This window comes from Microcoleus sp. PH2017_35_SFW_U_B, assembly GCF_020737865.1.
Taxonomy (GTDB): Bacteria; Cyanobacteriota; Cyanobacteriia; order Cyanobacteriales; family Microcoleaceae; genus Microcoleus.
In genome coordinates, this window is the sequence record NZ_JAEQDE010000032.1 from 1 (window position 1) to 25,717 (window position 25,717).

A 25,717-nucleotide genomic window follows, 5' to 3' on the forward strand; every position below is an offset into this window, starting at 1 on the left:
TCCCAATTCCCAATTCCCAATTCCCAATTCCCAATTCCCAATTCCCAATTCCCAATTCCCAATTCCCAATTCCCAATTACCAATTCCCAATTACCAATTCCCAATTACCAATTACCAATTACCAATTACCAATGCCCAATGCCCAATGCCCAATGCCCAATGCCCGATGACCAATGCCCAATGCCCAATGCCCTATGACCAATTAGCAAACCAAAATGGAAGTTTACTGCACCCGCCCGGGCTGCCCGCGCCCTCAAAACAATTTTTCCGACCTCGATGACAGTTCCCTGCTGAAAACGGTGCAGCAAAGGTATTGCAAGGCCTGTGGAATGCCCCTAATTTTGAGCGGGCGCTATTTGCCAGTCAGGTTGCTGGGTCAAGGCGGTTTTGGGGCGGCATTTTTGGCCAGAGACCGCTATACTCCGGCGATGCGGCAGTGCGTTGCTAAACTTTTGCAGCCGTCGGCAAATATGACTCCGGCACAGCTAAAAATCGCTCAAACTCTGTTTGAACGGGAAGCGGCGGTGCTGGAAGAACTGGGAAACGAACATTCGCAAATTCCGAGTTTGCTGGCGTTTTTTGAGCTGACTGTTCCGAGTTTGCAGCCTGGGAAAAACGATCAGTTTTTCTATCTGGTTCAAGAATTTATTGACGGTCACAATTTGGAGGAAGAACTTGTTGTTAAAGGCAAGTTTTCGGAAGCGGAAACGATGGAGGTGCTGCGGGAAATTTTGAAGGTTCTCGATTTTGTACACTCGCGCGGTTCGATTCACCGGGATATTAAACCTGCTAATATTATGCGGGCTAAAAGTGGTCGGCTTTATTTATTAGATTTTGGGGCTGTCAAACAGGTGACGCAAACTGCGGGTGCTTCTAAGGCTTCGACTGGTATTTATTCTTTGGGTTATGCTCCGCCCGAACAGATGAACGGACAAGAGGTTTATCCCGCAACGGATTTTTATGCTTTGGCTGTGACTTGCATTACTTTGCTCAGCGGTTTGCAGCCGACGGAATTGTTTGATAGTTATGAAAATGAGTGGAATTGGCGATCGCACGTACAGGTAAGCCCGCGTTTGGCTGAAGTTCTCGATCGAATGTTGTTACCGGCTCCCAGCCAGCGCTATCAATCGGCGATCGAGGTGGAAGCGGCTCTGAAATACAATTCTCAACAGCCTACGATGGTGGTGCAGCCGCCTCCCCAACCCACTCCGACCCCCCAACCAACTCAGCAGCCTCCTGTGCCTCCTGTGGTGGCGACTCCTCCGGGAAACCTGCAATCGGGGCCGCGAAGGGCTTTTTCGATTTGGGATATTTTGGGTGGGGCTGCGTTTACGGGTTTTGAAGGGGGGTTGCTGGCGATCGCCCTGACGAGTTTGCTGCCGAATCCAAGTGTGAGTATCGGATTGTTGGGGATGATTGTCGGGGGGCTAATTTTCGGCCAGTACCGCAGGGCGATCGAGCAAACTGAGATGCTGATTATTAGTGCAGGTACTCTGGCTGTACTGTGGTTTTTCCCGGCTTTGCGCGCTGCTGTTACGATTTATCCAAATTCTCCTTTCACAGGCGTGTTGTTTGTGGGATGGTTGGCTGCTTTAGGGGCGATCGCGGCAACAGCTATTTTTCGCTTAATTTATAAGTTACTTTCTAATATTTTTTAAGCCTCGCGGTACTCCCGCATTCTCGATCGCACTTCTTGCCTTATTGTAAACTTTTATTACAATTTTAACTTTGTAGCTTTAGATACAGAAATATCTAGTATAGTTATAAATAGGAACAAAAAGCAGCCCAAGATCGATCGAGGAAAACGGAGGAACCGGATATGTCTACCGAAAATCAAGCCCGCTCTCTGATGATGCGCCACCACCAAATGGTGAAGAACCGGCAGCAATCCATGCTCAACCGCACCGCCAGCGAAGTCGGAATGGAAAATACTCACTACTGGGGCCACATTCAAGGCAAGCCGCAGCCCAGCCTTCAAGCCAGTTACGATCGCAGCAACGCCACCATGAGCTAAGGCAAAGCTCAATTAATTTCCCCAATTGCCCGCAAACCTATTACCTACATTTGGAGAAAACCAGTGATGTCTACCCAACAACAAGCGCGCAGTCTGATGATGCGCCACCAACACCTCATCAAAAACCGTCAGGAATCTATGCTCAGCCGCGCGGCTGCTGAAGTTGGTTTAGATATTGGTTCTGCGGCGAGTGTCGATCGCAAATAACTCGTTTTTTCAACAGCGAGATAGTTGAATCGAGTTTGTTGTTTGCCAGCTAAAAATTAATAATGACAGTTACAAAATCGTCGCGACTTGTTCTTGAGTTAGATCTCTACAGAATAAGTCGCGATTAGTTTTAGGGAATTGATTTAACACAAATAATGAAATATAATAGACCTCTTGCAAAAATAGTTAGGACGGGCTAGAAGCCCATCCCACAAAAATCTTTTTTCTTGTGGGATGGGCTTCTAGCCCGTCCCAAAATTTCAACTATATTTTCATATCGTTTCCGGTTGCATCGGAATGATTTAACCACAGAGGCCGCAGAGAACACAGAGAGAGAATAGAGAGATTAATAATTCCAATGCTACAGGATTTGAGATCGCGCATCGGGGAAAGAACGATTAAACGACAAAAAAACAACTCATTGATTCGTCATTTGTTGGCAATCTAAAATCTAAAATCTAAAATCTAAAATCTAAAATGATATAATCCCCTCTCAATAGAATAGAACGCTCTAGGGAGGTCATCATGTCGGACTGGAAGGAAATTGGCGGCGGAGTTACAGCACCGAGAGGATATCGAGCATCGGGAATTACAGCGGGTTTGAAGCCTTCTGGCTTGCCGGATTTAAGTTTAATTTTGTCAGAGGTGGACGCGATCGCCGCGGGAGTCTTCACCACATCCACAGTCCGGGCTGCTTGCGTGGACTACTGCCGCCAGCGCTTGCAAGCTAAACCCAGCGCCAAAGCAATTTTGTGCAATGCCGGACAAGCAAATGCTGCTACTGGCGAATTAGGTTTAGCAGATGCCCTCGAAAGCGCGAAATTGTTGGGCGAAGCGCTGAATATTCCTTCAGAATCGATTCTTTTGGCATCCACTGGCGTGATCGGGCAGCGGATTAAAATGGAGCCGCTGAGGGCGGGAATTCCGCGATTGGTTGCTGAGGCCTCGGAAACTGGTTCTGATGCGGCTGCTAAGGCTATTTGTACGACTGATTTAGTGCCGAAAACGATCGCCCTGGAAACCATGTTTGGCGATCGTCCCGTGCGTATCGGCGGCATTTGCAAAGGTTCGGGAATGATTCACCCGAATATGGCAACAATGCTGGCATTTGTAACGTGTGATGCAGCAGTGTCGTCACATTTGTGGCAGGAAATGCTGACTCGGGCGGCAAACAGAAGTTTCAATCAAATTACTGTTGACGGCGATACCAGTACCAACGATTCGCTAATTGCTTTGACTAACGGCCAATCCCGCACGCCTGCGATTACAGAAATGGGGGCGGATGCTGAAAAATTAGAGGCGATGCTAACAGAAGTTTGCGTGCATTTGGCAAAGGCGATCGCCCGTGACGGCGAAGGTGCAACTTGTTTGGTGGAAGTACAAGTTAGTGGCGCCGCCGACGAAGTTTCTGCGAGTAAAATTGCCAAAACAATCGTCGGTTCTTCTTTGGTGAAAGCTGCTATTTTTGGACGCGATCCGAATTGGGGAAGAATTGCGGCGGCGGCGGGGCGCGCGGGCGTTGCTTTTGAACAAGAGAATTTGCGGATTCAATTGGGAGATTTTTTGATGATGGAAAACGGACAGCCGAAGGAGTTCGATAAATCTGCTGCGAGTAATTATATGAAGGCTGCTGCTGCTGGTGAATATCTGAAGGAAGACACGGTTTTAATTCAGGTTGCTGTCGGGAATGGCGGCGGTTTCGCGAAGGCTTGGGGATGCGATTTGAGTTACGACTACGTGAAGATTAATGCGGAGTATACGACTTAAGGGCGATCGTAATTTCAGAAGCCCGGGCGGTTGCAAACTGCGCCTGCACAGCCCGGGCGGTTGAAATCGCGGCGACACAGCCCGGGCGGTTGAAAGAGACTGATTCCTCTAATTCTCAATCAAACCATCGGCAAACTCAGCACAAATCCAGGCAACACATCTTCGCCGGACAAACTAACCGGAAACTGTACAATTTCCACCTCACGATTAGCGCGATAAATTTCCACTTGTTCGTCTTGAGGATTAATCAACCAACCCAAACGCAAACCGCTATTGATATATTCCTGCATTTTCTCCTGAAGTGGCTTTAGCGGGTCTGTACGCGATCGCAATTCTATGACAAAATCAGGACAAATCGGCGGAAACTTCTCCCTTTGTTCATCAGTTAAAGCCGACCATCTTTCCAAGCTAACCCAAGCCGCATCAGGAGATCTGTCTCCATTATTAGGCAAGCGAAAAATAGTTGAAGAACTAAACACTATCCCTAGCTGAGTTCGTTGATTCCACATCCAGACTAAGCCAATTAAATTGGCTTCTCGATTGCCGCTGACTCCGCCTACTGGTGACATAATAATGATTTCCCCTTTCGTTGTCCGTTCAAATTGCCAATCTCGATTCATCTGGCATAAACGGTAAAACTGTTCGTCTGTTAACTCGACACTATCTAAGTTTAAAGTAACGGTTGTCATTTTATTACCTCTCTTCTCTTCTCTTCTTCTCTCTTCAGTCCGCGCAGGCGGACTTTGTTTGATAAGAAGCGATTTCAATCGCCGATTGCTGCGCCGATTCCTCTAAAATCGCCGCTAATCTATTTTAGCGCCATTTCTTGCCTATCATTATCAGGACGATCGCACCTGCTACAATTCCCAAACCCATACTCAACCCAAAAACTACATTCACATTTATCGGATTTGTGGGGCTGGCAGGACTCCTAATTTGACTAGCATAAACGCTGGCGGCTACCCCGCTGGTGCCAATTCCCACACCAACAGCCCCAATCGTAACATTCAAAGTGCGATCGCTCTTAGCCCTCTCAATCTCAATAATCCCCTCAATCGTCTGAATCGCATTTTCCAACAACCTCAAACCCGCACTCAAACTCCGATTATCCGCCGCCACTTGCCAAACATACTTCTCCTTAGCAAAATCGCTGAAACTGGCCATAAACTTGAAAGCTTCAGCATCACTTCCCATATCCTCACCGATAGTTTCCAACCGTCTTTTATAATTTTTAAGATTAGTTTTGATTGTATTTTCTTGCTCTTCCAATCTGCTAATATAATTAGCATAAACCGAGAAGATTGTCAAGGAATCAACCAAGCTTTGCTGCAATTCTTTCAAGTCAACTTTCGGCCCATTCACCTGTTGCGGTAATTGCTGAACAATGTCTTGAATAGTCCGCGAAGCATCTTTCAAATCAGCCTTAAGTTGGCGGCTTTGAGTGTAAGCCCAAATCACCTTATTGCGGAAGGCAAACAATCGCATTAGATGCACATAAAGTTTAGCGACAGTCTTGCTAATATCGGCAATTGATTGACCATTATTGTAAGGAAACAAGCAAATTAAGACGTGATGATTTTCGCCAATATTGCCCCTATCCCCCGGTGGTAGCCACAATTCGTAAAAATGAGCACCTTTAAATTGCCCTGTGGCTTTTAAGTCTCTCTCCCATTTAGGATTCGGGAATAGATTGAGTTTACTATAGCAATTTTTAGCAGTTGCTAAAGCATCTTGGTCATCAGCAGTCAATTGTCCCCAAACCAGCCAACTTTGACCAATTGTAGCCGGTGGATTGACACGGGAAATTACCTGTTGTTTCAGCCATTCCAAACAGTCAATTTCTTTCGGTTCAAAAGTCTTTTCCTTGTCGGATTCGATTTTCCCAGACAAGTCAAATTGTGCCGCATAAGTATCGCCGATTTTCACGGGATAAGCATAGCCATCGAGGGGAAACTCAAATGCTGCTAATTTTTTGTCGCCCAGTAACTCAATATACTCAGCAGTTTCTGTTTCAGCTTGCTTGAGTTTTGCTAATTGCGGCGCAGAGATTTTGTCGCCATAAATCTTTTGCCAAAACTGTTGGCGGTTTTGGCTAATCTTGTCCTCATTTTGCCCGATACCGTCTGCTAAATCGTAGACAAACAAATCGACAGTCGGGTAGATTAGCCAATTTTCCTTACTCATGGACAAATCCATCTGCGATCGACAATAAGATTGTATCTCGACTTGCTTGCACAGAGTCCCCAGCTTGCAAAATCTTTCTGAGGAATCCTCCAAACCCGCGCGGCTCAATTTTTTCCTCGATTTTCTTGATAATTTCTGGCAAATTTGTCAAGTCGCTGATGTCGCTAGCGCTGTTATCAGTTTCAATATTAGTAGTATTGTTATTTTCAAATTCAGCATCCGGTAAAACATCTAATCCTTTGCTGCGTTCGTTGCTATGATTCACTAACCAAGTGTCAGCTTCTTCATAGGCGGCTAGCAGAGGTGGATGCAATTCGGCAAGTTTTGCAATATCGATAATCGTGAAAGCTTCACCGATTTTATTGCACTCGGATTGGACTGCTGCGGGCAAAGGTTCAGTTTGTTGGACTAGGGCGATAATAAAAGCTTTGAAAATCTCGTTTTGCGTGTCTTTCATAATCCTGTGATGGTGAAAGCAGCCCAGTAGTAGGGATGCTGATAGGGTTGATCTAATTCCATTGTAGCTAATGCTTGGCGATTCGTGTTAAAGAATCGGCGTAGCATAAATTCAACTTCAGAAAGTTCGGCGCTGTTTGCGGAAATCTTGTCAATTTCCCCTTGATACCAGGCGGCTAAATCCTCGCGGGTGGCTTCTCGTAGCCATTTTTGAGCATTTGCTAAAGCCACGGGTAGAGAATCGCCGGCTTCTCGCCACCGTTGGTAGAAATAAATCATTAATAACGTACTCGCACCGGATTCTATGGGCCACAGGGTACTGACGACACAGCCAACTCCCGCGCGCATAAAACCGCTAGTCAATCCTACATATTCGGCGAGAATCGTTTGTTTGTCTGTCAATGCGGTTTCGCAGGCTGGAAGGCAGATTAATTGGTAGTTGCTGAGGTCAAGTTGGATAATTTCTCTGACTGTTAATCGGTGGGTGTTGCTGAGGTATAAAGTCGATTCTAGCGGATGATCGAAATTATAGCTGCCGTGGCCGGTGAAGTGAAAAATATTGTGTGATTGTTGCAATAATCTTTCGACTTCATCGAGAGTGGCTGCGTCTTCTTCGAGTCGGGTGGAATTGTCGAACATTCGGCAAATAATTTCCGATTCGATTTCGGCGGCGGGGAGAGGGGCGAGTCTTTTTGGTTGGCCGTTTTTATCGGTAATTGTGCTGTGCGGATTTTCGATGCTGAGGATGGAAAGAACCCCCCTAGCCCCCCTTGCTAAGGGGGGGACTGGAGTGTTCAAGGTCTCAGTTTGTGAGGGAGAGATTGGAGTGTTCTCTTTAGCCCCCCCCTTGCTAAGGGGGGGGTTGGGGGGGGTAAACCGATGTTGCAAACTAATCCCAACGGCGGCGCTAGGCAAATAACTAACCACAAAATCCCGACTAAACAAAGCATGAATCGGAAAGCGGTGCAAGTCCCGGTGCGGAATCAAAATTAACTCCGTAATTCCCTCTAATTGCTGTTCAATCGCATCAATTTTCAGGATTGCATTGAGTCGGGAAAATTTACTTGCCATTCCCCCGCGCCAAGGATGATTTACTTGACTTGTTTTCTCCTTAGATTGATAATCGGTATATTGTTGATTCCACTCCTTCACCCATTCTTCAAGTTCATCTGGAAAATCGCTGAAACAGGTTTCGGGAGACAACAAGCCATCGGATTTAATGATGAATGTGGTCAGGGATGCGTCGCTGAGATGCCAGTAAATGGCGCAAGTTGTGGGATTGAGGAGTTGCTGAATTTGGGCGTGAGTGACTGTCTCTTCGGTTTCATAATCGGGAATTGGCAAGGCATCCAGCAGCCAAGATAGGCAGACGTTTTTATCTGTTTCGGCTGTGGCTAAGGCTTGGGTAAACTGCCCTGATTGGATGAATATATTTACGGTTAATTGTTCAAAGCTAACTAATTTGTCGGTGAGTTGCTGTTGGGTGAGTTGCGAATAGTTTTGCTGTTTCAGCAAGCGTTGCAATAAATCGGTTGCATCTCGCTGTAATTTATTGGCTTCGTCAGTTTGTTTTAAGCTGACTAAAGTTTTGATTAATTTCTGCAATACTTGTAGATGCAGTTGGAGGAAAGTATCTGGTGTGAGAGTTTTGAGGGCTTCTTGGTAGCTGGCGGCGGCTTTATTCCAATAGGTGTTGGGAAAATTGAGTTGTCCTCGGCTGTAATGAGCATTTCCTAGTGTTTGATGCAGTTTTCCGAATCCTTCGGGGTGGCTATTTTGTAGGCAATACTCTAAGCCTGCTTTTAATGTTAATACTTGTCCTTCATAGCCGCGCTGTTTCAGGTTATGAGTTAAGAGAGTTCTGGTTACTGGTGGAGATTTAGGGAAGTTTGCTTGTAATATTTCATAAACTAGCTGGCTATATCCAGGTGCGTTACTGACTGCAACACCCCGATTAATCCAGGCTTCGTCTTTATCTGGTTTGATTTCTAAGGCTTTATCGTAGGAGGCGATCGCATCTTCAAGCCTGCCTAAATTACGAAGTGCAACGCCCTGATTGTGCCACGCTTCGTAAGAATCTGGTTTGAATTTCAAGGTTTTTTTGAAGGAGGCGATCGCCTCTTCATATTTGTTTAAATTATCGCAAAGTATAATGCCCCGATTGTCCCAGGCAAAGTGAAAATCTGGTTTGATTTCTAAGGCTTTGTCGTAGGAGGCGATCGCATCTTCAAATCTGCCTAATTTACCCAGTACACAGCCCCGATTGTACCAGCCAACGTGAAAATCTGGTTTGAATTCTAAGGCTTTGTCACAGGAGTTCAGCGCCCCTTCAAAATCCCCTTTCATAAATTGCTCAGTTCCTCGCTTTTTCCATTTCTCAGCCTCTCCATCAACATCCTCCTCCCCCTCATCCGAAACTAGCGGAAACTCAACCAAAATCTCCCTACCAACATTCCCCGCCACCTCTCCCAATTCCCCACCCGCAACTCCACTCAACAACTCCAACCTGCGCGCCAATTCCTGAAGCGATACCACCGCATCCGTAGACGCTGTACTCCCCTGCGCGCCCTCCAACAATCGCACCCCAAACCTCCGCAACCAAGCCGCCAAATCACCATTTTTAATCCGTTTTGCGATTAAGAATCCCGCAACATCGCCTCTTCCCCAGCCCTGATTCACCCCTTCGAGAAGTTCCATCAACTTCGCCTCGTATTCCGCATCAGTCAAAGTTGGCGCAGGTTGAGGTGGTGGCGGTTGAATTGTAGGATTGGTGCCGAATAGCCGCTGAATTAATTGTTTGAGGAATCGCCAGATTTTATCTAACATTGGTGAGATGGTGAGGCGGTTTGTTTTTGTTATTGTATAGCCTTTCTCAAAAAGATGAGGTATGACTGGTAGCTTATATAACCATTTCAACTAAGAGGGCTGAAGCCCAACAACGTACCTCTAAGAGGGCTTAAGCCCAACAACGTACCTCTAAGAGGGCTTAAGCCCAACAACGTACCTCTAAGAGGGCTTAAGCCCAACAACGTACCTCTAAGAGGGCTTAAGCCCAATAACGTACCTCTAAGAGGGCTTAAGCCCAACAACGTACCTCTAAGAGGGCTTAAGCCCAACAACTTACCTCTAAGAGGGCTTAAGCCCAACAACTTACCTCTAAGAGGGCTTAAGCCCAACAACTTACCTCTAAGAGGGCTTAAGCCCAACAACTTACCTTATGTTTCTGATAACCGCTATAGTAAGAATTTTGGGGAGCGGCGCTCTCTCAATTCATTTATTAGTCGCCCCAGGCCGAATTCGATTCGCCGGGAATCTCAATCGCCCGCAATTTCAAGCACTATTTTACCCGTTACTGAACCTTTTTCTAACAACTCATGCGCTGCTTGAGCTTGTTCTAGCGGGAAAGTTTGGCTGACGTGAATTTTGAGCAAATTACGATCGCACAAACGAGCACACTGCTGCAAAATCTTTGCCTGCTGTTGCTGTTCCTCCACCAAATTTTGCAGCATCGGAGTTAACATTAACTCCAGACTAATCCGCAGATTCCGCATTCTCGCTGTTTTCAAATTGCCCAAAGCCGGATCTGGTTCCAAAATTGTTACCAAATCTCCGTAAATCTTCACAGCCGGAATAGTTTGGTAAAAAGTTTCTCCCCCGACTGTATCAAAAGCCAAATCAACTCCTTGGCCCTCAGTCCAAGCCAAAACCCGATCGACAACATCCGTATTTTTGTATAAAATAACTGAATCTGCACCTAACTGCCGTACAAACTCGGCTTTTGCTTCGGAACTAACAGTAGTGCAAACCTCAGCACCCTGCAACGAAGCCAACTGTACCGCGACGTGGCCGACACCGCCTGCACCTGCTAGAATGAGCACTTTCTGACCGGCTTGCAAGCGCCCTCGATCGTACAGCGACTCCCATGCTGTAATTAGAACTAAGGGTGCAGCCGCCGCCTCAACAAAACTTAAAGCAGCAGGCTTGATGGCGAGAAAACGTTCGTCTACAACGGCAAACTCAGCGTAAGTACCGATCGACCCGCCTAAACCCCCGTGGCAGAAAAAAACCTCGTCTCCGACTTGGACACTCTGCACCTCAGCACCGATAGCTTCTACCACTCCAGCACCGTCGCACCCCAAAACGTGAGGAGTTTTCTCGGGGTAAAATGTGCCGCGCGATCGCAACTTAGTATCTATCGGATTGATCCCCGCCGCCCGCAACCGCACCAAAACTTCAGTTTCTGTTTGTATAGTAGGGGCTGAGATATCTTGCAGTTTCAATACGGATGGGCTTCCGGGAGTTTCAAAAACGATCGCTTTCATAGCAGGGTATTAACTCTATTTTCGCCTTCACCTCCAATCCTACCTTGTATTCGTTACTCATCCGTGACGATACTTAGTTATTTTTAATAATATAGACTGCCTTTAATTCAACTGACAATTGACAGTTGACTTGGGACAGCTACCTCTATCTCGAAGTCCGAGGATTGGAGTGATGAATAATCTGATTTTAATTTCTCCCGATCGGGATTCCGGCTTTAAACCAATTCTTTCTGCTAACTACTATAATTGTCGAGCGGTGCTAATCGATGTTCGAGCTAGATTTATTTTTTTACTTTGAGATTCTTGCATACCTTCTGGGATTATCGGCGACTTTAGTCTTCGCGATCGCGATTTATCTCAAGTGGCACCGAAGGCATCCCAGTCTGCCAACTGCCGAAGAGCAACCGCAGTTGGCAGAATTACAGCCAGATTTATCTGCGAGATTGAAAATTAGGAAAAACTTGTTGATTTTCCCCAACTCAAATCTGTTGGCGATCGCTGACAGCTTCTTGGGTAAACTGTTAGGTATTGGCTACAATCTATTCTTAGCCCAGCAACAACGCCCAACTGTGAATTCTTCGCCTCTTGTAGGGCCTTCCACCAGCAAAACCGTTAGTCTGAGCATCGAGGGTTCGATCGACCAAAATGCCGATAGCCCTCCTAACGACAACCCTCCCAAAGCCACCACTTCCCCGCAATTAGAGGAAGACTTGCTAGGTGACATCCTGGCAGGTACTAATTCGCCCGGGGGGACACAATTCTTTGATACCTTAGTTCCCCACTTAGCCTCAGCACTAGGAGTTCGCAGCGCCATTGCTGCCAAATCGATTAAATCGATCGAACGCGCCGATCTAACTCCCGATAAATTACAAGTTATCAGTTTTTGGAGCGACGGACAGCCACAGCCAAACTTTGAGTGCAACACTGCCAATACTCCCGAAGCGCTGGTGTTTGAGCAGGGAATGTACTCCTGTCCAGACCGCCTCATGGAAACCTTTCCTGAAGACCGCAGACCGATCGTTACAGGTTCGCGCAGCTTCCTGGGAATCTTGCTGAAAAACTCCTACGGCGAACCTTTGGGCATTATTTGTATTTTCCACGATCGCCCCCTACTAGAATCACATCTTGCCAAATTTCAGCTAATTATTAGCATCTTTGCCGGACGGGCGGCTGCCGAATTGGAGCGGCAGCGCCTAGAAGCAGCACTCTGCACCGTAGAAGCGAAATACTGCGCGCTTGTAGAACAAATGCCGGCTGTCACCTACATTTCTCCCCTCAACCGCAGCGCTGCCAAACTTTACATCAGCCCGCAAATTGAGACTTTTCTCGGTTATTCTGTAGCTGAATGGAAGGCAGACCCAGATCTGTGGCTGAAACTCGTTCACCCAGAAGACCGCGATCGCGTGTTAGTTGAAAACGCTACACAGAAATTTACCGAGGGAGAAGATATTTTTAGCGACGGGCCGCTGGTGTCAGAATACCGCGCGATCGCCCGCAACGGTAAAATTGTCTGGTTCCGCGATCGAGCGATCGCAGTTCGCGATCGAGCCAGCAACTCCGTCATCCTTCAAGGCGCAATGTTTGATATCACAGAGACTAAAGTAGCTGCCAGCGCCCTGCTAGAAAGCGAATACCGCTATTACACTTTAGCTAAAATACTGCCAGTCGGGATTTTCCGCGCCGACGCTGCGGGAGATTGTTTGTATGTCAACGAGCGATTTTTGGAGATGGCGGGACTGACTGCGCCAAAGGCATTGGGCGAAGGTTGGGCCCAAAGTTTGCATCCCGAAGACCGCGATCGCATTTTGAGCCAGTGGTATCGCGCTGTCAAAGATAAATTGCCTTGTAAGTTAGAGTACCGCTTCTGCAACGGCAACCTCACAACCTGGGTATTTTGGCAAGCAGTGCCGGAAATTGACAACAATGGAGCAGTTCTGGGCTATCTCGGCACGCTGACAGATATCAGCGATCGCAAGCAGGCAGAATTCGCGCTGCAACAAGCCGAAGAAAAATACCGCAGCATCTTTGAAAACGCGATCGAGGGAATTTTTCAAACGAGTGCTGACGGACGCTATATCAGTGCCAATCCGGCTTTAGCCAGAATTTACGGCTACGAGTCGGCAACCCAACTGATCGCAAACATCCACGATATCGAGCACCAACTCTACCTCGATCCCAACCGCCGCGTCGAGTTCTTGGGTGCGATCGAAAAACACGGTTCTGTGTCTGAGTTCGAGTCCCAAGTTTACCGCGCTGACGGAACTACTATCTGGGTTTCCGAAAACGGCCGGGCTGTTCGCGACGCTGGTGGCAATTTGCTTTACTACGAAGGTACTGTCGAAGATATCACTCTGCGGAAAATAGCTGAAGAGAAGTTAGTACACGATGCTTTGCACGATACGCTGACGGGTTTGCCCAACCGAGCTTTATTTATGGATCGTTTGGGACACGCGATCGAGCTTTCAAAACGCCGTCCCGAGGTTTTGTTTGCGGTGCTGTTTATCGATCTAGACCGCTTTAAGGTGGTTAATGACAGTTTGGGGCATTTAGTGGGCGATCGCTTGCTGATCGCGATCGCCCAGCGCCTGGAAATCTGTTTGCGGGCTGGAGATACTGTTGCCCGTCTCGGCGGCGACGAATTCGCTATTTTGCTGGAAAATATCAAAAACACCGATGATGCGATCCACATTGCCGAACGAGTGCAAGCGGAACTGGCACAGCCTTTTTACCTCAACGAATATCAAGTTTTTAGCAGTGCTAGCATTGGCATTGTTTGTTCCGGTTTGCCACAGGATCCCAACAATTTTTCCGAATTTTCTAGTCCAGGAAATCTCGTCCATGTCGATCGGGAAACTGCTTTGTCTTGCCTATCTCCCGACTCTCCTGTTCCCGTCCCATTCCGAATATTGTACGATCGACCAGAAGAACTGCTGCGAGATGCAGATGCTGCCATGTATCACGCAAAGGGATTGGGCAAAGCTCGCCACGAAGTTTTCGACTTAAGTATGCACACTCGCGCCGTCGCCCTTTTGCAACTGGAAAACGAATTGCGGCGCGCTCTAGACTCCCAGGAATTTCAGCTTTACTACCAGCCCATCGTCTCTCTAACTAGCGGTAGAATCAGCGGTTTTGAAGCGCTGCTGCGATGGTATCACCCCCAGCGCGGTTTAGTAGCTCCCGGTGAGTTTATTTTAGTAGCAGAAGAAACTAGATTGATTGTACCTATTGGTTGGTGGATGATGCGATCGGCTTGCTGTCAGATCCACGAGTGGCACGAAAAATTCCCCGCAAATCCGCCGTTGACAGTCAGCGTCAACCTTTCTAACGAACAATTTAAACAGCCGGATTTAATCGATCGCATTCGTGAGATTTTACAAGAAACTCACCTTGACCCCCGCACTTTAAAGTTAGAAATTACCGAAGGCGTGATCGTGGACAATGCCGAATCAGCCGCCGCTATCCTCTCCCAATTGAAAAATTTAGAAATTGAATTATATATTGACGATTTTGGCACAGGCTATTCTTCTTTGAGCCGCCTGCACACTTTTCCCACTGATGCCTTAAAGATCGATCGAGCTTTTGTGAGCCGCATGACTGAAGATGAAGGAAACGAAGCTATTGTACAGACTATTTTGATCTTAGCCAGTCATTTAGGCATGGATGCGATCGCTGAAGGAATAGAAACCATCGAACAGCTTAACTTGCTCAGAGCGCTGCAATGCGAATACGGACAGGGATACTTTTTCTCAAAGCCTGTAGACACCATCACAGCCACAGGTTTGATCGAAAGTCAACCCAAATGGTAATCGCGAATTGGGAATTGGGAATCGGGAATTGGGAATCGGGAATTGGGAATTAGAAGTTAAAACATTCTTCCTTCTTCCTGAATTTCCCCCCTTGGGGGGCATCTGACGGGTGTAGGTTTTTGGGTAAAAGCCTTATCCCATAAGAGTTTGAAATTTTAAGAGGCAAAAGCCCAAAACCTTTGCACTGTCTAGATTTGCTGGGTTTTGCCAGGGGAAAACCTACACCTGTCAGGGGGGCATGGGGGTTGACTTTTTCCTTCTTCCTTCTTCCTTCTTCCTTCTTCCTTCTTCCTTCTTCTTTAAACTTTCGCTTCCAAAGACTTGAGAAACTCCGTATTTACGCCCGACTCCCGAGTCATAGCAATTTTTCCAGTACGAGCAATTTCCTTAATCCCAAATCTATTTAGAACCTGGACGATCGCCACCATCTTACCCGGATCTCCGACAACTTCCAAAGTCAGCGTATCATCACCAATATCCACCACTCGCGCTCTAAAAATCTGAGCTAACTCAATGATCTCCGATCGCGTCCCGCTAGCAGCATTAACTTTCAGCAACATCAACTCCCGTTCCACACAGGGAATTTCCGTTATATCCTGAACTTTAAGCACATTAATCAACTTGTACAGTTGCTTGGTCAACTGCTCGATAATCTGGTCATCTCCCGGTACAACCATCGTAATCCGAGACACTCCCACTTGCTCTGCTGGGCCAACTGCCAGACTTTCAATATTAAAACCCCGACGGGCAAATAAACCAGCAATTCGAGTGAGGACACCCGCTTCATCTTCAACTAAAACCGAAAGAGTGTGTTTCATTTCTCCAAAAAAGACGCATTTTGTGCAATTCTACTGTCGCCCATTCGCCTTTTAGCAGAAGTGCACGCCCATTGAACCTGCCTTAGACATTTTATCCCGAGTTATTGGCCCTTCATGTCCGAGAAAAAAGCTCTTGATAAATTTCGCTTTTACCGCAGTCTCGATCCCCCTAAATCCCCCTTAACAAGGGGGACTTTGATAGCACTCCTGTCCCCCCCTTCTTAAGGGGGGTTAGGGGGGATCGGCTCGATCTCAACCTTAAACCCGCCCCAACCCGGTGCTGACGGCACCCGATCCAAGTTTTTTGTGTACGAACGTACACAATTACTCGATGGCAGAAAAAACTTTTCAAGTCTGGTGGCTGGCGAAAACTGCAATTTTGACACCAATTGGTGACAAAACTGCGAAGTACCAAGCCACCATAACTTACATAAAAACCCGGTGTTGCAGCGATGGCATTTGGCGGCGGACTTGTTCTAGCCGATCGGGATTAATCTCTGCGATCGCCACACCCGGTTCCTCTCCGGCATCCGCCAAAACCGCACCCCAAGGGTCTACAATCATCGCGTGACCGTGAGTTTGACGGCGGCCGTAGTGGTGTCCAGTCTGCGCCGGGGCGATCGTATAACAAGTATTCTCGATCGCCCTCGCTTGCAACAAAACCTTCCAATGATCCTTGCCAGTGTAAGCAGTAAACGCCGCCGGCACGAACAAAACATCAGCACCCTTGTGCGACAAATGCCTGTAAACTTCCGGGAACCGCACGTCATAGCACACCGAAAGTCCCAGCGTCCCCAACTCCGGCGACACATAAACCGGCGGCAAATCTTCACCAGCTTTCACCGTGTTTGATTCCCTGTAAGTAATCCCGTCTGGCACATTCACATCAAACAAATGTACTTTTTTGTACCTTGCCACTTCGCTACCGTTTGGGTCTACTAGCAAGCAAGTATTGTATACCTTCCCCCCATCCGTCGGCACGGGAAATCCGCCGCCCAGAATCGTCACCTGGAACCGCTGGGCCATGGTTTTGAGGAATTTTTCGCTTTGGAGTCCGATCGCCTCTGCTTGAGCAATCTTCTCCTCCTCTTCTCCCATAAACGAGAAATTTTCTGGTAAGGAAACTAACTCCGCACCCCGACGCACTGCCAGGTCGATTAATTCCTCTGCCTGCACCAAATTTTTTTGCAGGTCAGGCAAGCTAGTCATTTGAATTGCTGCGGCGAGATAAGACTTCATCGATTCACAATATTAGTCATTAGTCAGTTGTCAGTTGTCAGTTGTTAGTTGTTAGTTGTTATTGGTTCTTGGTTCTTGGTTCTTGGTTCTTAGTAGCTATGCCCCATGCCCCATGCCCCATGCCCCATACCCTATGCCCCATGCCCCATGCCCTATGCCCCATGCCCTATGCCCACTTCATGTTACTGAGAAAGTCTATAGAGTTTGAGAGTTTTGATGTTTGAGCTTTAAATTAACCTTTAACTCATCACTCAAAACTCAAAACTCTCAACTTTTTTGCCCTAATTTTTGAGACCTAATTCCGGTCAAATCTTAAGGCATCGGATGGAAAAGCAAGTCAGGGAAAAAGCGGTTAAATTCAATCAAACCCGCAGCTTGAATAGAGAACCAAAGTGCTGCCAATACTGGTGCGCTTGAAAGAAACTTGAGAAAATATTGCATGAATTCTGCTCCTGAAAATTCGAGACAGTTGGTAATTGCCGATCGCTCGGTAAGACACTAATTGCTAACTTGCAGTTAATCGATTAACTGTTAGCTATTAGCCTTGGCTCCATTTCCCTATTTTAGCGGGGGGAAACAGTAATTTCGTCGTCCTTGGCAAACATTTCACCAGTGGTGATTTCTTTGAGTGCTGCCAGAGGCCACAAAAAGCCAGTCAGCATACAGGAGATTGCCACAGGAACGTCGATAATAATCTCTTTTTCCTCTGGAGTTGCAGATTTTTTGGCAATTTGCAGATAAGCGCGGCCTACCCAACCAATCCAACCAGCAATATACAAGAACAGCACGCTAGGAATCAAAAAGTCGCCAGCCTTGTCCAAGCTGCCGTCTACGATTAAGTGCGGGTATCCTTCCGGGCCGCACATAGCTTGAGAATACATCTCGAATCTTGCCTTGGCAGATGCCGGATCGCCATTGGTAGAACGTGCATTTTTAGCCAGTTCCTTGAATTCGGGAGAGTCCTTGCACGGCACTAAATTGTAAGCCGAAGCAACTGGAACAAAACTGATCCACAGACTAACCACTAAAATTGCAGCAAACAATCGTCGCATGAAATTGTTTCCTTTTGTTACAAAACAATAAGTTTTTGTACAAGCATTTCAACTTGCCGATCGCGAATCCAGATTACCGCACTTGCTGAGGGTGTAAAGTCTCCATCATAGAGGCGGCAAAGCCCAAAAGAATGAGGGATTCGGGTTTCATAGGTCAGTGCGAGAGCTTAGTAATACCGCTAGGATATTCCACAGCTTGCATTATAATTCGATCGCCTCCGACCCACTCCAACGGCTGGCAAATATCCGCAAGCAATAACCTGAGAACAGATCGAGCCGGGGGACTTGCGCCGAATTCGTTAAGCTAGCAATAGCTAACCTATCAAATAAAATTACCAGTTAATGGCAACCATTTTCGCGATCGAAACAAGTTGTGACGAAACAGCAGCGGCAATTGTTAAGAATCGTCAAGTTTGCAGCAATGTTGTAGCATCACAAATTAAAATCCACGAGCAGTACGGTGGGGTAGTCCCGGAAGTGGCTTCGCGGAGTCACCTAGAAATGCTAAATCAGGTAATTGCCCAGTGTCTGAGTGAAGCCAACCTGAGTTGGTCAGAAATTGACGGCATTGCAGCGACTTGTGCCCCCGGTTTAGTAGGTGCATTGTTAGTCGGGCTGACAGCGGCGAAAAGCTTGGCAATAGTCCACCAAAAACCTTTTTTAGGCGTCCACCACCTCGAAGGGCACATCTACGCTTCTTACTTAATCGAACCAGACTTGCAGCCGCCGTTTTTGTGCTTGTTAGTTTCCGGGGGACACACCAGTTTAATTTATGTTAAAGATTGCGGCGTTTACGAAACAGTCGGACAAACGCGCGACGATGCGGCGGGCGAAGCTTTTGATAAAGTCGCCAGACTGTTGCAGCTAGGATATCCCGGCGGGCCGCTGATGGACAAATTGGCCGCCCTGGGAAATCCCCAAGCATACCCCCTACCTGAAGGCAGAATTTCCCTACCTGGTGGCGGATATCATCCCTACGACAGCAGTTTTAGCGGGTTGAAAACAGCAGTTTTGCAATTAGTGCAGAAACTCAAAAAACTAGATATTAATGCCGGTGGCGAAGGCGTCTTGGCTGCCTCTACAATTAATGATATTGCGGCGAGTTTTCAGGAAACAGTAGCGAAGGGTTTAACCAAAAGAGCGATCGACTGTGCGCTAAATTTCGGACTCACTACCATAGTAGTCGGCGGCGGAGTCGCAGCCAACAGCGGACTCCGAAAACATTTACAAGCAGCCGCAGTTAAGCACAACTTGCGAGTATTGTTTCCCCCATTAAAATATTGCACGGACAACGCAGCAATGATCGGCTGTGCGGCGGCAGAACACTTTCAGCGAGGACACACATCACCGCTAACATTGGGAGCCAATTCGCGGATGGCTGTTAGCGATATCATGGAACTGTACAATCTGAATGTTGATGCTTAGATCCGACGTACAGTTGAAACCGCGTCTATATAAAGGAAGTATTTGTAGGGTGTGTCGCCCTCAAAAATGCCTAAAAGTCGATCGCAAATCTTGTAGCGACGAACCTTATACCATATTTGATGCAACAAACTCGAAAATTTATGGTAGCAAAATTTTTTATAAATTAGAACTCTTGCAAAAGTCAAATTTACCCCCCTTATCAAGGGGGGAAACAAGAATAATCTTACCCCCTCCCCTGATTCAAGGGGAGGGTTGGGGCGGAGTGCTTTGTATTTTTGCAAGAGATAAATTGTACCAAGTGCGTCGCCATAAGATTGTCGATATTTGTTTGGGAATGTTTGAGGGCGACACACCCTACGACTCTCAACTGTCAACTGTCAACTCTTTCTTAAATCATGAAAATCCGCGACGCAGTAGAAAGCGATTTATCCGCAATTGTCCAAATATACAATGCAGCAATACCGGGGAGAATGGCCACAGCAGATTTAAAACCAGTCTCAGTCGAAAGCCGCCTCGCATGGTACAGAGAACACTCGCCCTATTCTTTGCCGATTTGGGTAATGGAATCAGAAAAAAAAATCGTCGGCTGGCTGAGTTTTCAGCTTTTCTACGGACGCGCCGCCTATCAGCATACCGCAGAAATTAGCATCTACGTCGCGCCCGATCGCCAAAGCTGCGGAATTGGACAAAAATTATTGCAATCGGCAATTGCGCGGAGTCCAGAATTGAGACTTAAAACCCTGATGGCAATAATTTTTGCTCACAATCAGCCGAGTCTAACGTTGTTCCAGAAATTTGGGTTTCAGCAGTGGGGATATATGCCGCAAGTCGCCGAACTTGATGGCGTTGAAAGAGATGTGATAATTTTGGGTTTGCGTTGTTTGTAGGGACTGATATCAATTCCGGCTGCGCCGTCAGGTGACAAGCGAGGAGACGGCAGTGCCGTGTCCCTACAATTGATCGCGGTAGGGACACGGCACTGCCGTCTCCTCCGTCTCCATTGATCTGAATGTTTGCTCAATCTGCTAAAATTGTAATTTCATCCAAAGATGCGATCGCCACATCAGCCTTTTCCAAATGACTAACCTGGGCATTCCCCCAACAAATCCCGATGCAGCCAGCCGCGCCAGCATCTTTCCCCATCTGAATATCACCCGCCGAATCTCCCACCATCAAAGTTTCTGCGGGATTTACTCCTAGTCTTTCACAAGCTAACAAAAATAGTTTCGGATCGGGTTTATTCAGATGTACAGAATCTACACCCATTTCTAACTGAATATATTCGCTTAATTGGTGAGCTTTCACAAGTTTTTCTACCGCTTTTGTTGTCGCAGCCGAAAGAATTCCTAGTTTCAAGCCAGCTTCAGACAGAGATTTTAATACTTCCAAACTGCCAACAAACAAAGGAGAAGGTGGACTACTTTTTAACATTTGGTCGGCTTCATCAAAAGCGCGTTGAGCAATAGTTAAAGATTCTATCCATCCTCTGCCAGTTTCCGCGATATATCCTGCCGCCACAATTTCGTTTTCCCGGCGGCTACCGACTGCTAGCAAGCCCGTGGGGTCGATTTTACCAACTTCGATGCCGAAAGCCATTTGTAATGGCTCTCCAACGCCTGGGATTTGAGCATCTACGAGGCGCGATCGTTTCAGCCCTAAATGTCTCAAAAATTCTTGAGAATCCTCTAGAGTACCATCTTTGTCAAAGATTACGGCTTGAATATTAGAGAAGCTAATGCCTCGACATTTAATAGTTACCAAGAATCAAAACTCCTTAATTTTTGTATTTTATTGTATTGTCTCATATTGTGCTATTTTTGGCAATTGTTTTTAGATCGGACGTACGGTTGCAACCGCGTCTATATCAACGATGTCTGAGATTAGACGGCGGTTGAAACCGCGTCTACACAAACGATGTCCGCCTCCGCGGACTGAAGAAAACAAGGTAATTTTAACCGGCATTCTTCAACCCGCGGAGGCGGGTTTTGTTTGTATAGACGCGGTTTCAACCGCCGACTCTTATGTCCAAGATTATTTAAGATATTCCCGCTAGCTCCGCAATGATTAATGCGAGTTGAACAGGCTTCACAGGCTTAGCAATATGCTTGTTGAAACCTGCATCGATCGCCTTTTGCCGTTCTCCATCGCTAGCATAAGCAGTAAGCGCAATGGCTGGAATATTTCCACCAGCTTCGGCATCAAGAGATCGCACTTGTTCCATCAAAGAATATCCATCTTCTTCTGGCATTCCAATATCAGATATCAGCACGTCATATTTGTCAAGGTTTTCCTTCAAAGCCGCGATCGCCTCTTTTGCAGATCCCACCGTCAACACCTCGGCCCCGGAGTCTTCCAGCACAAATTTCAATAACTCACGGGTATCGGCATCATCATCTACGCTTAAGATTTGCAAGCCTTCAAGGCAGCGGTTACTATCTTTCAATGTGTTTAGCGGTAGTCTAAATACAGTTGGCTGTAAATCACTCGGCGGTGTAGATTCCTGGGGTATTGAAACTAGCGGCAATCTCACAGTCATCGTAGTTCCTTGTCCCTCACCCGGACTATCCGCCCGCACTGTTCCCCCATGCAACTCTACTAGATGACGCACGATCGACAAACCTAATCCTAGCCCTTGATTAGCCTTGGTAGTGCTGGAATCTCCTTGATGGAAACGATCGAATATATACGGCAAAAATTCTGCCAGAATGCCTTTTCCGGTGTCGCTGACTCGAATTTGAGCATGACTGTCGATCGCCTCTAAGACAATTTCCACTCGTCCACCCGATGGGGTAAACTTAATCGAGTTAGATAGCAGATTCCATAGGACTTGTTGCAACCTGTCAGCATCGCCTAAAACAGTCGCAGAACTCAACTGAGCAACCATTTGGATGTTTTTGGCATCCGCTGATAATTGAACCCCGTCGATCGCATTTTGCGCCACCACCACCAGATCGATCGGACTAATATCGAGATGAAGCTTACCGCTCGTAATCCGGGAAATATCCAGAATATCTTCAATTAACTGATTTTGGGCGATCGCACTCCGCTCAATCACCTCTAGGGCGCGACTAGCCGTTGCTTCATTCAGCTTGCCAGAGCGCAGCAATTTTGCCCATCCCAGGATCGGAGTTAGGGGGTTACGGAGTTCGTGGGAGAGATTTGCCAGAAATTCATCTTTAGCACGGTTGCTGGTTTCTGCTTGTTGACGGGCTGACTTCTCCTGCATCAATAGCTGCGATCGCTCTATCTCAAACTGTCTGCGATCGGTGATATCCTCGATCGACAACAAAATCATTAAACCTTGGTCTTCGCGTTGCAGTTTACAAGCATTCAGCAGCATAGTTTTCTGCCCAATCTGCTCAAATACGTGATCTAACTCAAAGTTTTGAAGCTGAACATCACTCACCAGAATATCTTCCAAGATCGATCGCAGTTTCGGGATATTCCATTGCCCATTTCCCAATTCAAACAGCGAAAATTCCGCTGTTTCTGGGGATGAAACCTGAAATGTTTCATAGAAACATCGATTGGCAGTGTTCACTTGTAAATTAGCATCCAGCACGACTAAAGGTATTTGAACAGTTTCGACGATCGTTTCAGCATAATTTCGGGCCAACTCTAAGGTTTTGGCACTACGTTTCAGAGCATCAATATCGATCCAAACCATTACCACACCGTCAATCAGGTTTTCCGTCGTGCGATAAGGACGAATGCGGAGGTTGTACCAATATCCCGCTAGAGTTTGGACTTCTTGTTCTTTCGTCTGGAGAGTATCAATCACCTCCAAAATCATTGCTTCCAAATTAGGAACATCAAGAGAGGAACGAATATCGCTAAAAGGTCGTCCAATATCTGTAGTAATCAGATTAAAAAGTTGCTTTGCCATTGGCGTAAAGCGTCGAATCTGTAAATCATTTGTCAGGATTAAAATCGGGATATTGATACTACCAAGCAAATTTATTAAGTCATTATTGACCTGGTGTTGTTCAATATTTCGACTGCGAAGTTCCTCATTAGTGGTGATCAGTTCCTCGTTGGTAGCTTGAATCTCTTCTTTGGCAGTTTCTAGTTCCTCGTTGGTGCTTTGCAACTCCTCGTTGCTCGATAGGATTTCTTCGTTGGCAACTTTGATATCTTGGTTGAGATTTTCCTGCTCATGAATTACCGCTTGCAGATGCGCTTGAGCCGCAAGTTTTTCTTCGTTAGCGGTGACAAGCGTCTGCCTCAGCCGCACAATCTCAGCCTCTAAATCACCAGGCTCCAAACTCTCAGAATTGACGTTATTGAGGTTAATCGCAGTGGGTAAAGCTTCTTCAAATAGAATCAACAAGTAGCGTGATTCGACTGTCGCAGGCTGGAACGGAATCACCTCAAGATTGACGAGACTCGATCGATCGCCCGTTTCCACCCCGATCCCTTCTTTTCTGACAATTACGTTCTGCATCAGTGCCTGATAAATTGCAGTGCGAAGCTCGATCAGCAAGCCTTTCCTTGCCATTGTCAGCAAGTTTAAGCTGGGAATCCCTGGTGTCAGTCTCAAGTAAGCATTGGTGTCTCCCCGCACTTGCAGAATGTTCATCTGTTCGTTGACAACCACACCTGCTGGGGCATAGCGATTCAAAATCAGTTGGTCTGTGTATCGCTGTAAGTCAAATGAATCTGGATCGTTTTCATTCATTTGCTCAGATTCATCTACTTTAGCGACGGGATAAGAACTCGTCGAAAACGAAAATATCGGACTATTTTCAGTCAATTTTTTAGCATAAATTTTGCACTTTGTGTGTACTGAATCAAATAATGATGAGAATTTTCCGATACTCTCAGAAGTGCCTAATAGGAGAAAGCCAGTCGGGTTAAGACTGTAATGAAAAATCGGAATCACTCGTTTTTGCAACGGCTCTGCTAAGTAAATCAGCACATTGCGACAGCTAATTAGATCGAGATTGGAAAAAGGCGGGTCGCTGCCTAAGTTTTGTCTGGCAAATATACACAGTTCGCGGACTGTTTTGTTGATTTTATAGCCTCCTCCTTCCACCAGAAAGAAGCGAGCCCGGCGCTCTGCTGAAACGTCGATCATTTGGTTTTCTAAGTAGAAGCCAGACCTTGCTTTGCTAATCGCCGCTTCGCTAATATCTGTGGCAAAAATCTGGATCTGTGGTAGGGGAGCTCGATCGCTCAAAAACTCTAACAAACAAATCGCGATCGAGTAAACTTCTTCTCCAGTGGAACATCCCGCCACCCAAATCCGGATGGGAATTTCTGCCGATTTATTTTGGGTAATCGTGGGAAAAACCAGCTCTTTTAACTGTTCAAAGGCTTCTGGATCGCGAAAAAAACTGGTGACGTGGATCAGGATTTCTTGATACAGAGCATGGACTTCAGCCGGATAGTCTCGCAGATATTGGGCGTAATCTGCCAATCGTTCCAGCTTGTATAACAGCATCCGTCGCTGGATGCGTCGATCGACCGTAGCGACTTTATAGTGGGTAAAATCAACGCCTGTGGTCGATCGCAACAGTCCCAAAATAGTTGCCCGGACATCACTTTGTTCGGGTGATACTGCAACCGCGATCGTCGATATCGGGCAAGAAATCCAGGGATTGCCACTGAGATTTGCCAATTCCTGAGCAATTTGTTGAGGGGGCAGAACGAAGTCTACATCACCTGTGGCAACTGCGGTATTCGGCATACTATCGAATTTTGCCGAGGCTTCGCATTGAGCAAATGTCAAGCCACCGGCTGCTTTGATTGCCTTGATTCCCAGCGAACCGTCTCCGTCTCCCCCGGATAATATTATGGCGATCGCCTTGTGTCCGCGATCGACAGCCAAGGACACCAGAAACGCATCTCCCGGCATATATTTTCCATAAACTTTCTCGCGGGGTGTAAGTTTCAGCACCCCTTCCACGAGAGTCATCTTAGTGTTAGGCGGAATTATATATACTTGATTTGGCTCTACAGTCGTGCCGTCTTCCACCTGACTAACAGGCATTTCTGTCTTTGTGGCGAGGATTTCGCTTAACAGGCTTTTGTAATTGGGATCGAGGTGCTGAATTAGCACAAATGCCATGCCCGTATCGGCAGGTAAGTGGCCCAGAAACTCTGTGAATGCTTCTAGCCCTCCGGCTGAGGCGACAATCCCAACGATGGGAAACGGGGCTTCTACTGTGTTTTGCTCTGCCTCGTCGATCGCCGATGGTGCGATCGATTCGGGTATATTTGTCTCGGAGGTGCTCATAGAAATCTCCTGAAAAACCCCGTATTTGTCAATCAGGGCTGTTTAATTTTCTGTAGGGGCGGTGCCCCCGTGCCCGCCCTATTCCTGTAGGGGCGGTGCCCCCGTGCCCGCCCCATCCCTGAAACACCTACAAAATAGTGGATGAGGAGAGGAGGGTAGGCACGCACCGTCCACTACCCCTACAAATTT

18 protein-coding genes are annotated in these 25,717 nt (G+C 46.9%); 7 read left to right on the plus strand and 11 right to left on the minus strand.

The annotated features are described in order from the left end of the window. The first annotated feature begins 215 nt into the window (after positions 1-215). The 4 genes from JGK36_RS07755 (at position 216) to argJ (ending at position 3,988) form a co-directional block, all read left to right on the plus strand. Entirely contained in the window at positions 216-1,658 is a 1,443-nt protein-coding gene (locus JGK36_RS07755; protein WP_293183212.1) for a serine/threonine-protein kinase, read from the plus strand. A gap of 161 nt (positions 1,659-1,819) precedes the next feature. Continuing rightward, positions 1,820-2,014, plus strand: a complete 195-nt coding sequence (locus tag JGK36_RS07760) for a hypothetical protein (RefSeq protein ID WP_293183210.1) — start codon at positions 1,820-1,822, stop codon at positions 2,012-2,014. A 66-nt stretch (positions 2,015-2,080) separates the two neighbouring features. After that, positions 2,081-2,221, plus strand: a complete 141-nt coding sequence (locus tag JGK36_RS07765) for a hypothetical protein (protein WP_293192263.1) — start codon at positions 2,081-2,083, stop codon at positions 2,219-2,221. 525 nt (positions 2,222-2,746) lie between these two features. After that, positions 2,747-3,988, plus strand: a complete 1,242-nt coding sequence (argJ, locus tag JGK36_RS07770) for a bifunctional ornithine acetyltransferase/N-acetylglutamate synthase (protein WP_293192225.1) — start codon at positions 2,747-2,749, stop codon at positions 3,986-3,988. A gap of 119 nt (positions 3,989-4,107) precedes the next feature. Here argJ and JGK36_RS07775 read toward each other — a convergent pair whose 3' ends face one another. The 5 genes from JGK36_RS07775 to JGK36_RS07795 all read right to left on the minus strand — a co-directional run bounded on the left by JGK36_RS07775 (position 4,108) and on the right by JGK36_RS07795 (position 10,950). Beyond that, positions 4,108-4,677, minus strand: a complete 570-nt coding sequence (locus JGK36_RS07775; RefSeq protein ID WP_293183206.1) for a Uma2 family endonuclease — start codon at positions 4,675-4,677, stop codon at positions 4,108-4,110. A 124-nt stretch (positions 4,678-4,801) separates the two neighbouring features. Then, positions 4,802-6,172 (minus strand): hypothetical protein, encoded by a 1,371-nt coding sequence (locus tag JGK36_RS07780; protein ID WP_293196655.1) that lies wholly within the window; start codon positions 6,170-6,172, stop codon positions 4,802-4,804. Continuing rightward, the gene (locus tag JGK36_RS07785; RefSeq protein WP_293196656.1) at positions 6,165-6,629 is read right to left on the minus strand and encodes a hypothetical protein; all 465 of its coding nucleotides are present in this window, start codon (positions 6,627-6,629) and stop codon (positions 6,165-6,167) included. The genes JGK36_RS07780 and JGK36_RS07785 overlap by 8 nt, the downstream gene beginning before the upstream one ends. Then, positions 6,626-9,454: a CHAT domain-containing protein gene (locus JGK36_RS07790; RefSeq protein WP_293196657.1), complete on the minus strand. Its 2,829-nt coding sequence runs from the start codon at positions 9,452-9,454 to the stop codon at positions 6,626-6,628. Before JGK36_RS07790 ends, JGK36_RS07785 begins: the two co-directional genes overlap by 4 nt. Positions 9,455-9,942: 488 nt before the next feature. Next, entirely contained in the window at positions 9,943-10,950 is a 1,008-nt protein-coding gene (locus JGK36_RS07795) for a zinc-dependent alcohol dehydrogenase family protein (protein WP_293196658.1), read from the minus strand. Positions 10,951-11,216: 266 nt separating this feature from the next. Here JGK36_RS07795 and JGK36_RS07800 point away from each other — a divergent pair, with 266 nt between their 5' ends. Further along, complete coding sequence (locus tag JGK36_RS07800) at positions 11,217-14,756, plus strand: GGDEF domain-containing phosphodiesterase (RefSeq protein WP_293192229.1); 3,540 nt, start codon at positions 11,217-11,219, stop codon at positions 14,754-14,756. Positions 14,757-15,055: 299 nt separating this feature from the next. Here the strand turns inward: JGK36_RS07800 and ilvN are convergent, their stop codons facing one another. From ilvN to JGK36_RS07820, 4 genes are all read right to left on the minus strand, one after another. After that, positions 15,056-15,574: an acetolactate synthase small subunit gene (gene ilvN, locus JGK36_RS07805; protein ID WP_293128958.1), complete on the minus strand. Its 519-nt coding sequence runs from the start codon at positions 15,572-15,574 to the stop codon at positions 15,056-15,058. Positions 15,575-16,000: 426 nt separating this feature from the next. Then, a complete protein-coding gene (locus JGK36_RS07810; protein ID WP_293183194.1) occupies positions 16,001-16,813 on the minus strand; it encodes a carbon-nitrogen hydrolase family protein in 813 nt (270 codons plus the stop codon). 312 nt (positions 16,814-17,125) lie between these two features. Further along, a complete protein-coding gene (psaJ, locus tag JGK36_RS07815) occupies positions 17,126-17,254 on the minus strand; it encodes a photosystem I reaction center subunit IX (protein ID WP_293183192.1) in 129 nt (42 codons plus the stop codon). Positions 17,255-17,376: 122 nt separating this feature from the next. Beyond that, positions 17,377-17,865, minus strand: a complete 489-nt coding sequence (locus JGK36_RS07820; RefSeq protein WP_293183190.1) for a Photosystem I reaction center subunit III — start codon at positions 17,863-17,865, stop codon at positions 17,377-17,379. Between the two features lie 342 nt (positions 17,866-18,207). On the opposite strand from JGK36_RS07820, the gene tsaD reads away from it, so the two are divergent. After that, on the plus strand, positions 18,208-19,290 hold the full coding sequence (tsaD, locus tag JGK36_RS07825; protein ID WP_293183188.1) for a tRNA (adenosine(37)-N6)-threonylcarbamoyltransferase complex transferase subunit TsaD: 1,083 nt from the start codon (positions 18,208-18,210) through the stop codon (positions 19,288-19,290). 395 nt (positions 19,291-19,685) lie between these two features. Further along, complete coding sequence (locus JGK36_RS07830) at positions 19,686-20,177, plus strand: GNAT family N-acetyltransferase (RefSeq protein ID WP_293183186.1); 492 nt, start codon at positions 19,686-19,688, stop codon at positions 20,175-20,177. 130 nt (positions 20,178-20,307) lie between these two features. Here the strand turns inward: JGK36_RS07830 and JGK36_RS07835 are convergent, their stop codons facing one another. Continuing rightward, a complete protein-coding gene (locus JGK36_RS07835) occupies positions 20,308-21,051 on the minus strand; it encodes an HAD family hydrolase (RefSeq protein WP_293183184.1) in 744 nt (247 codons plus the stop codon). Positions 21,052-21,325: 274 nt separating this feature from the next. Further along, a complete protein-coding gene (locus JGK36_RS07840) occupies positions 21,326-25,528 on the minus strand; it encodes a chemotaxis protein CheB (protein WP_293196659.1) in 4,203 nt (1,400 codons plus the stop codon). Positions 25,529-25,717: the final 189 nt, after the last annotated feature.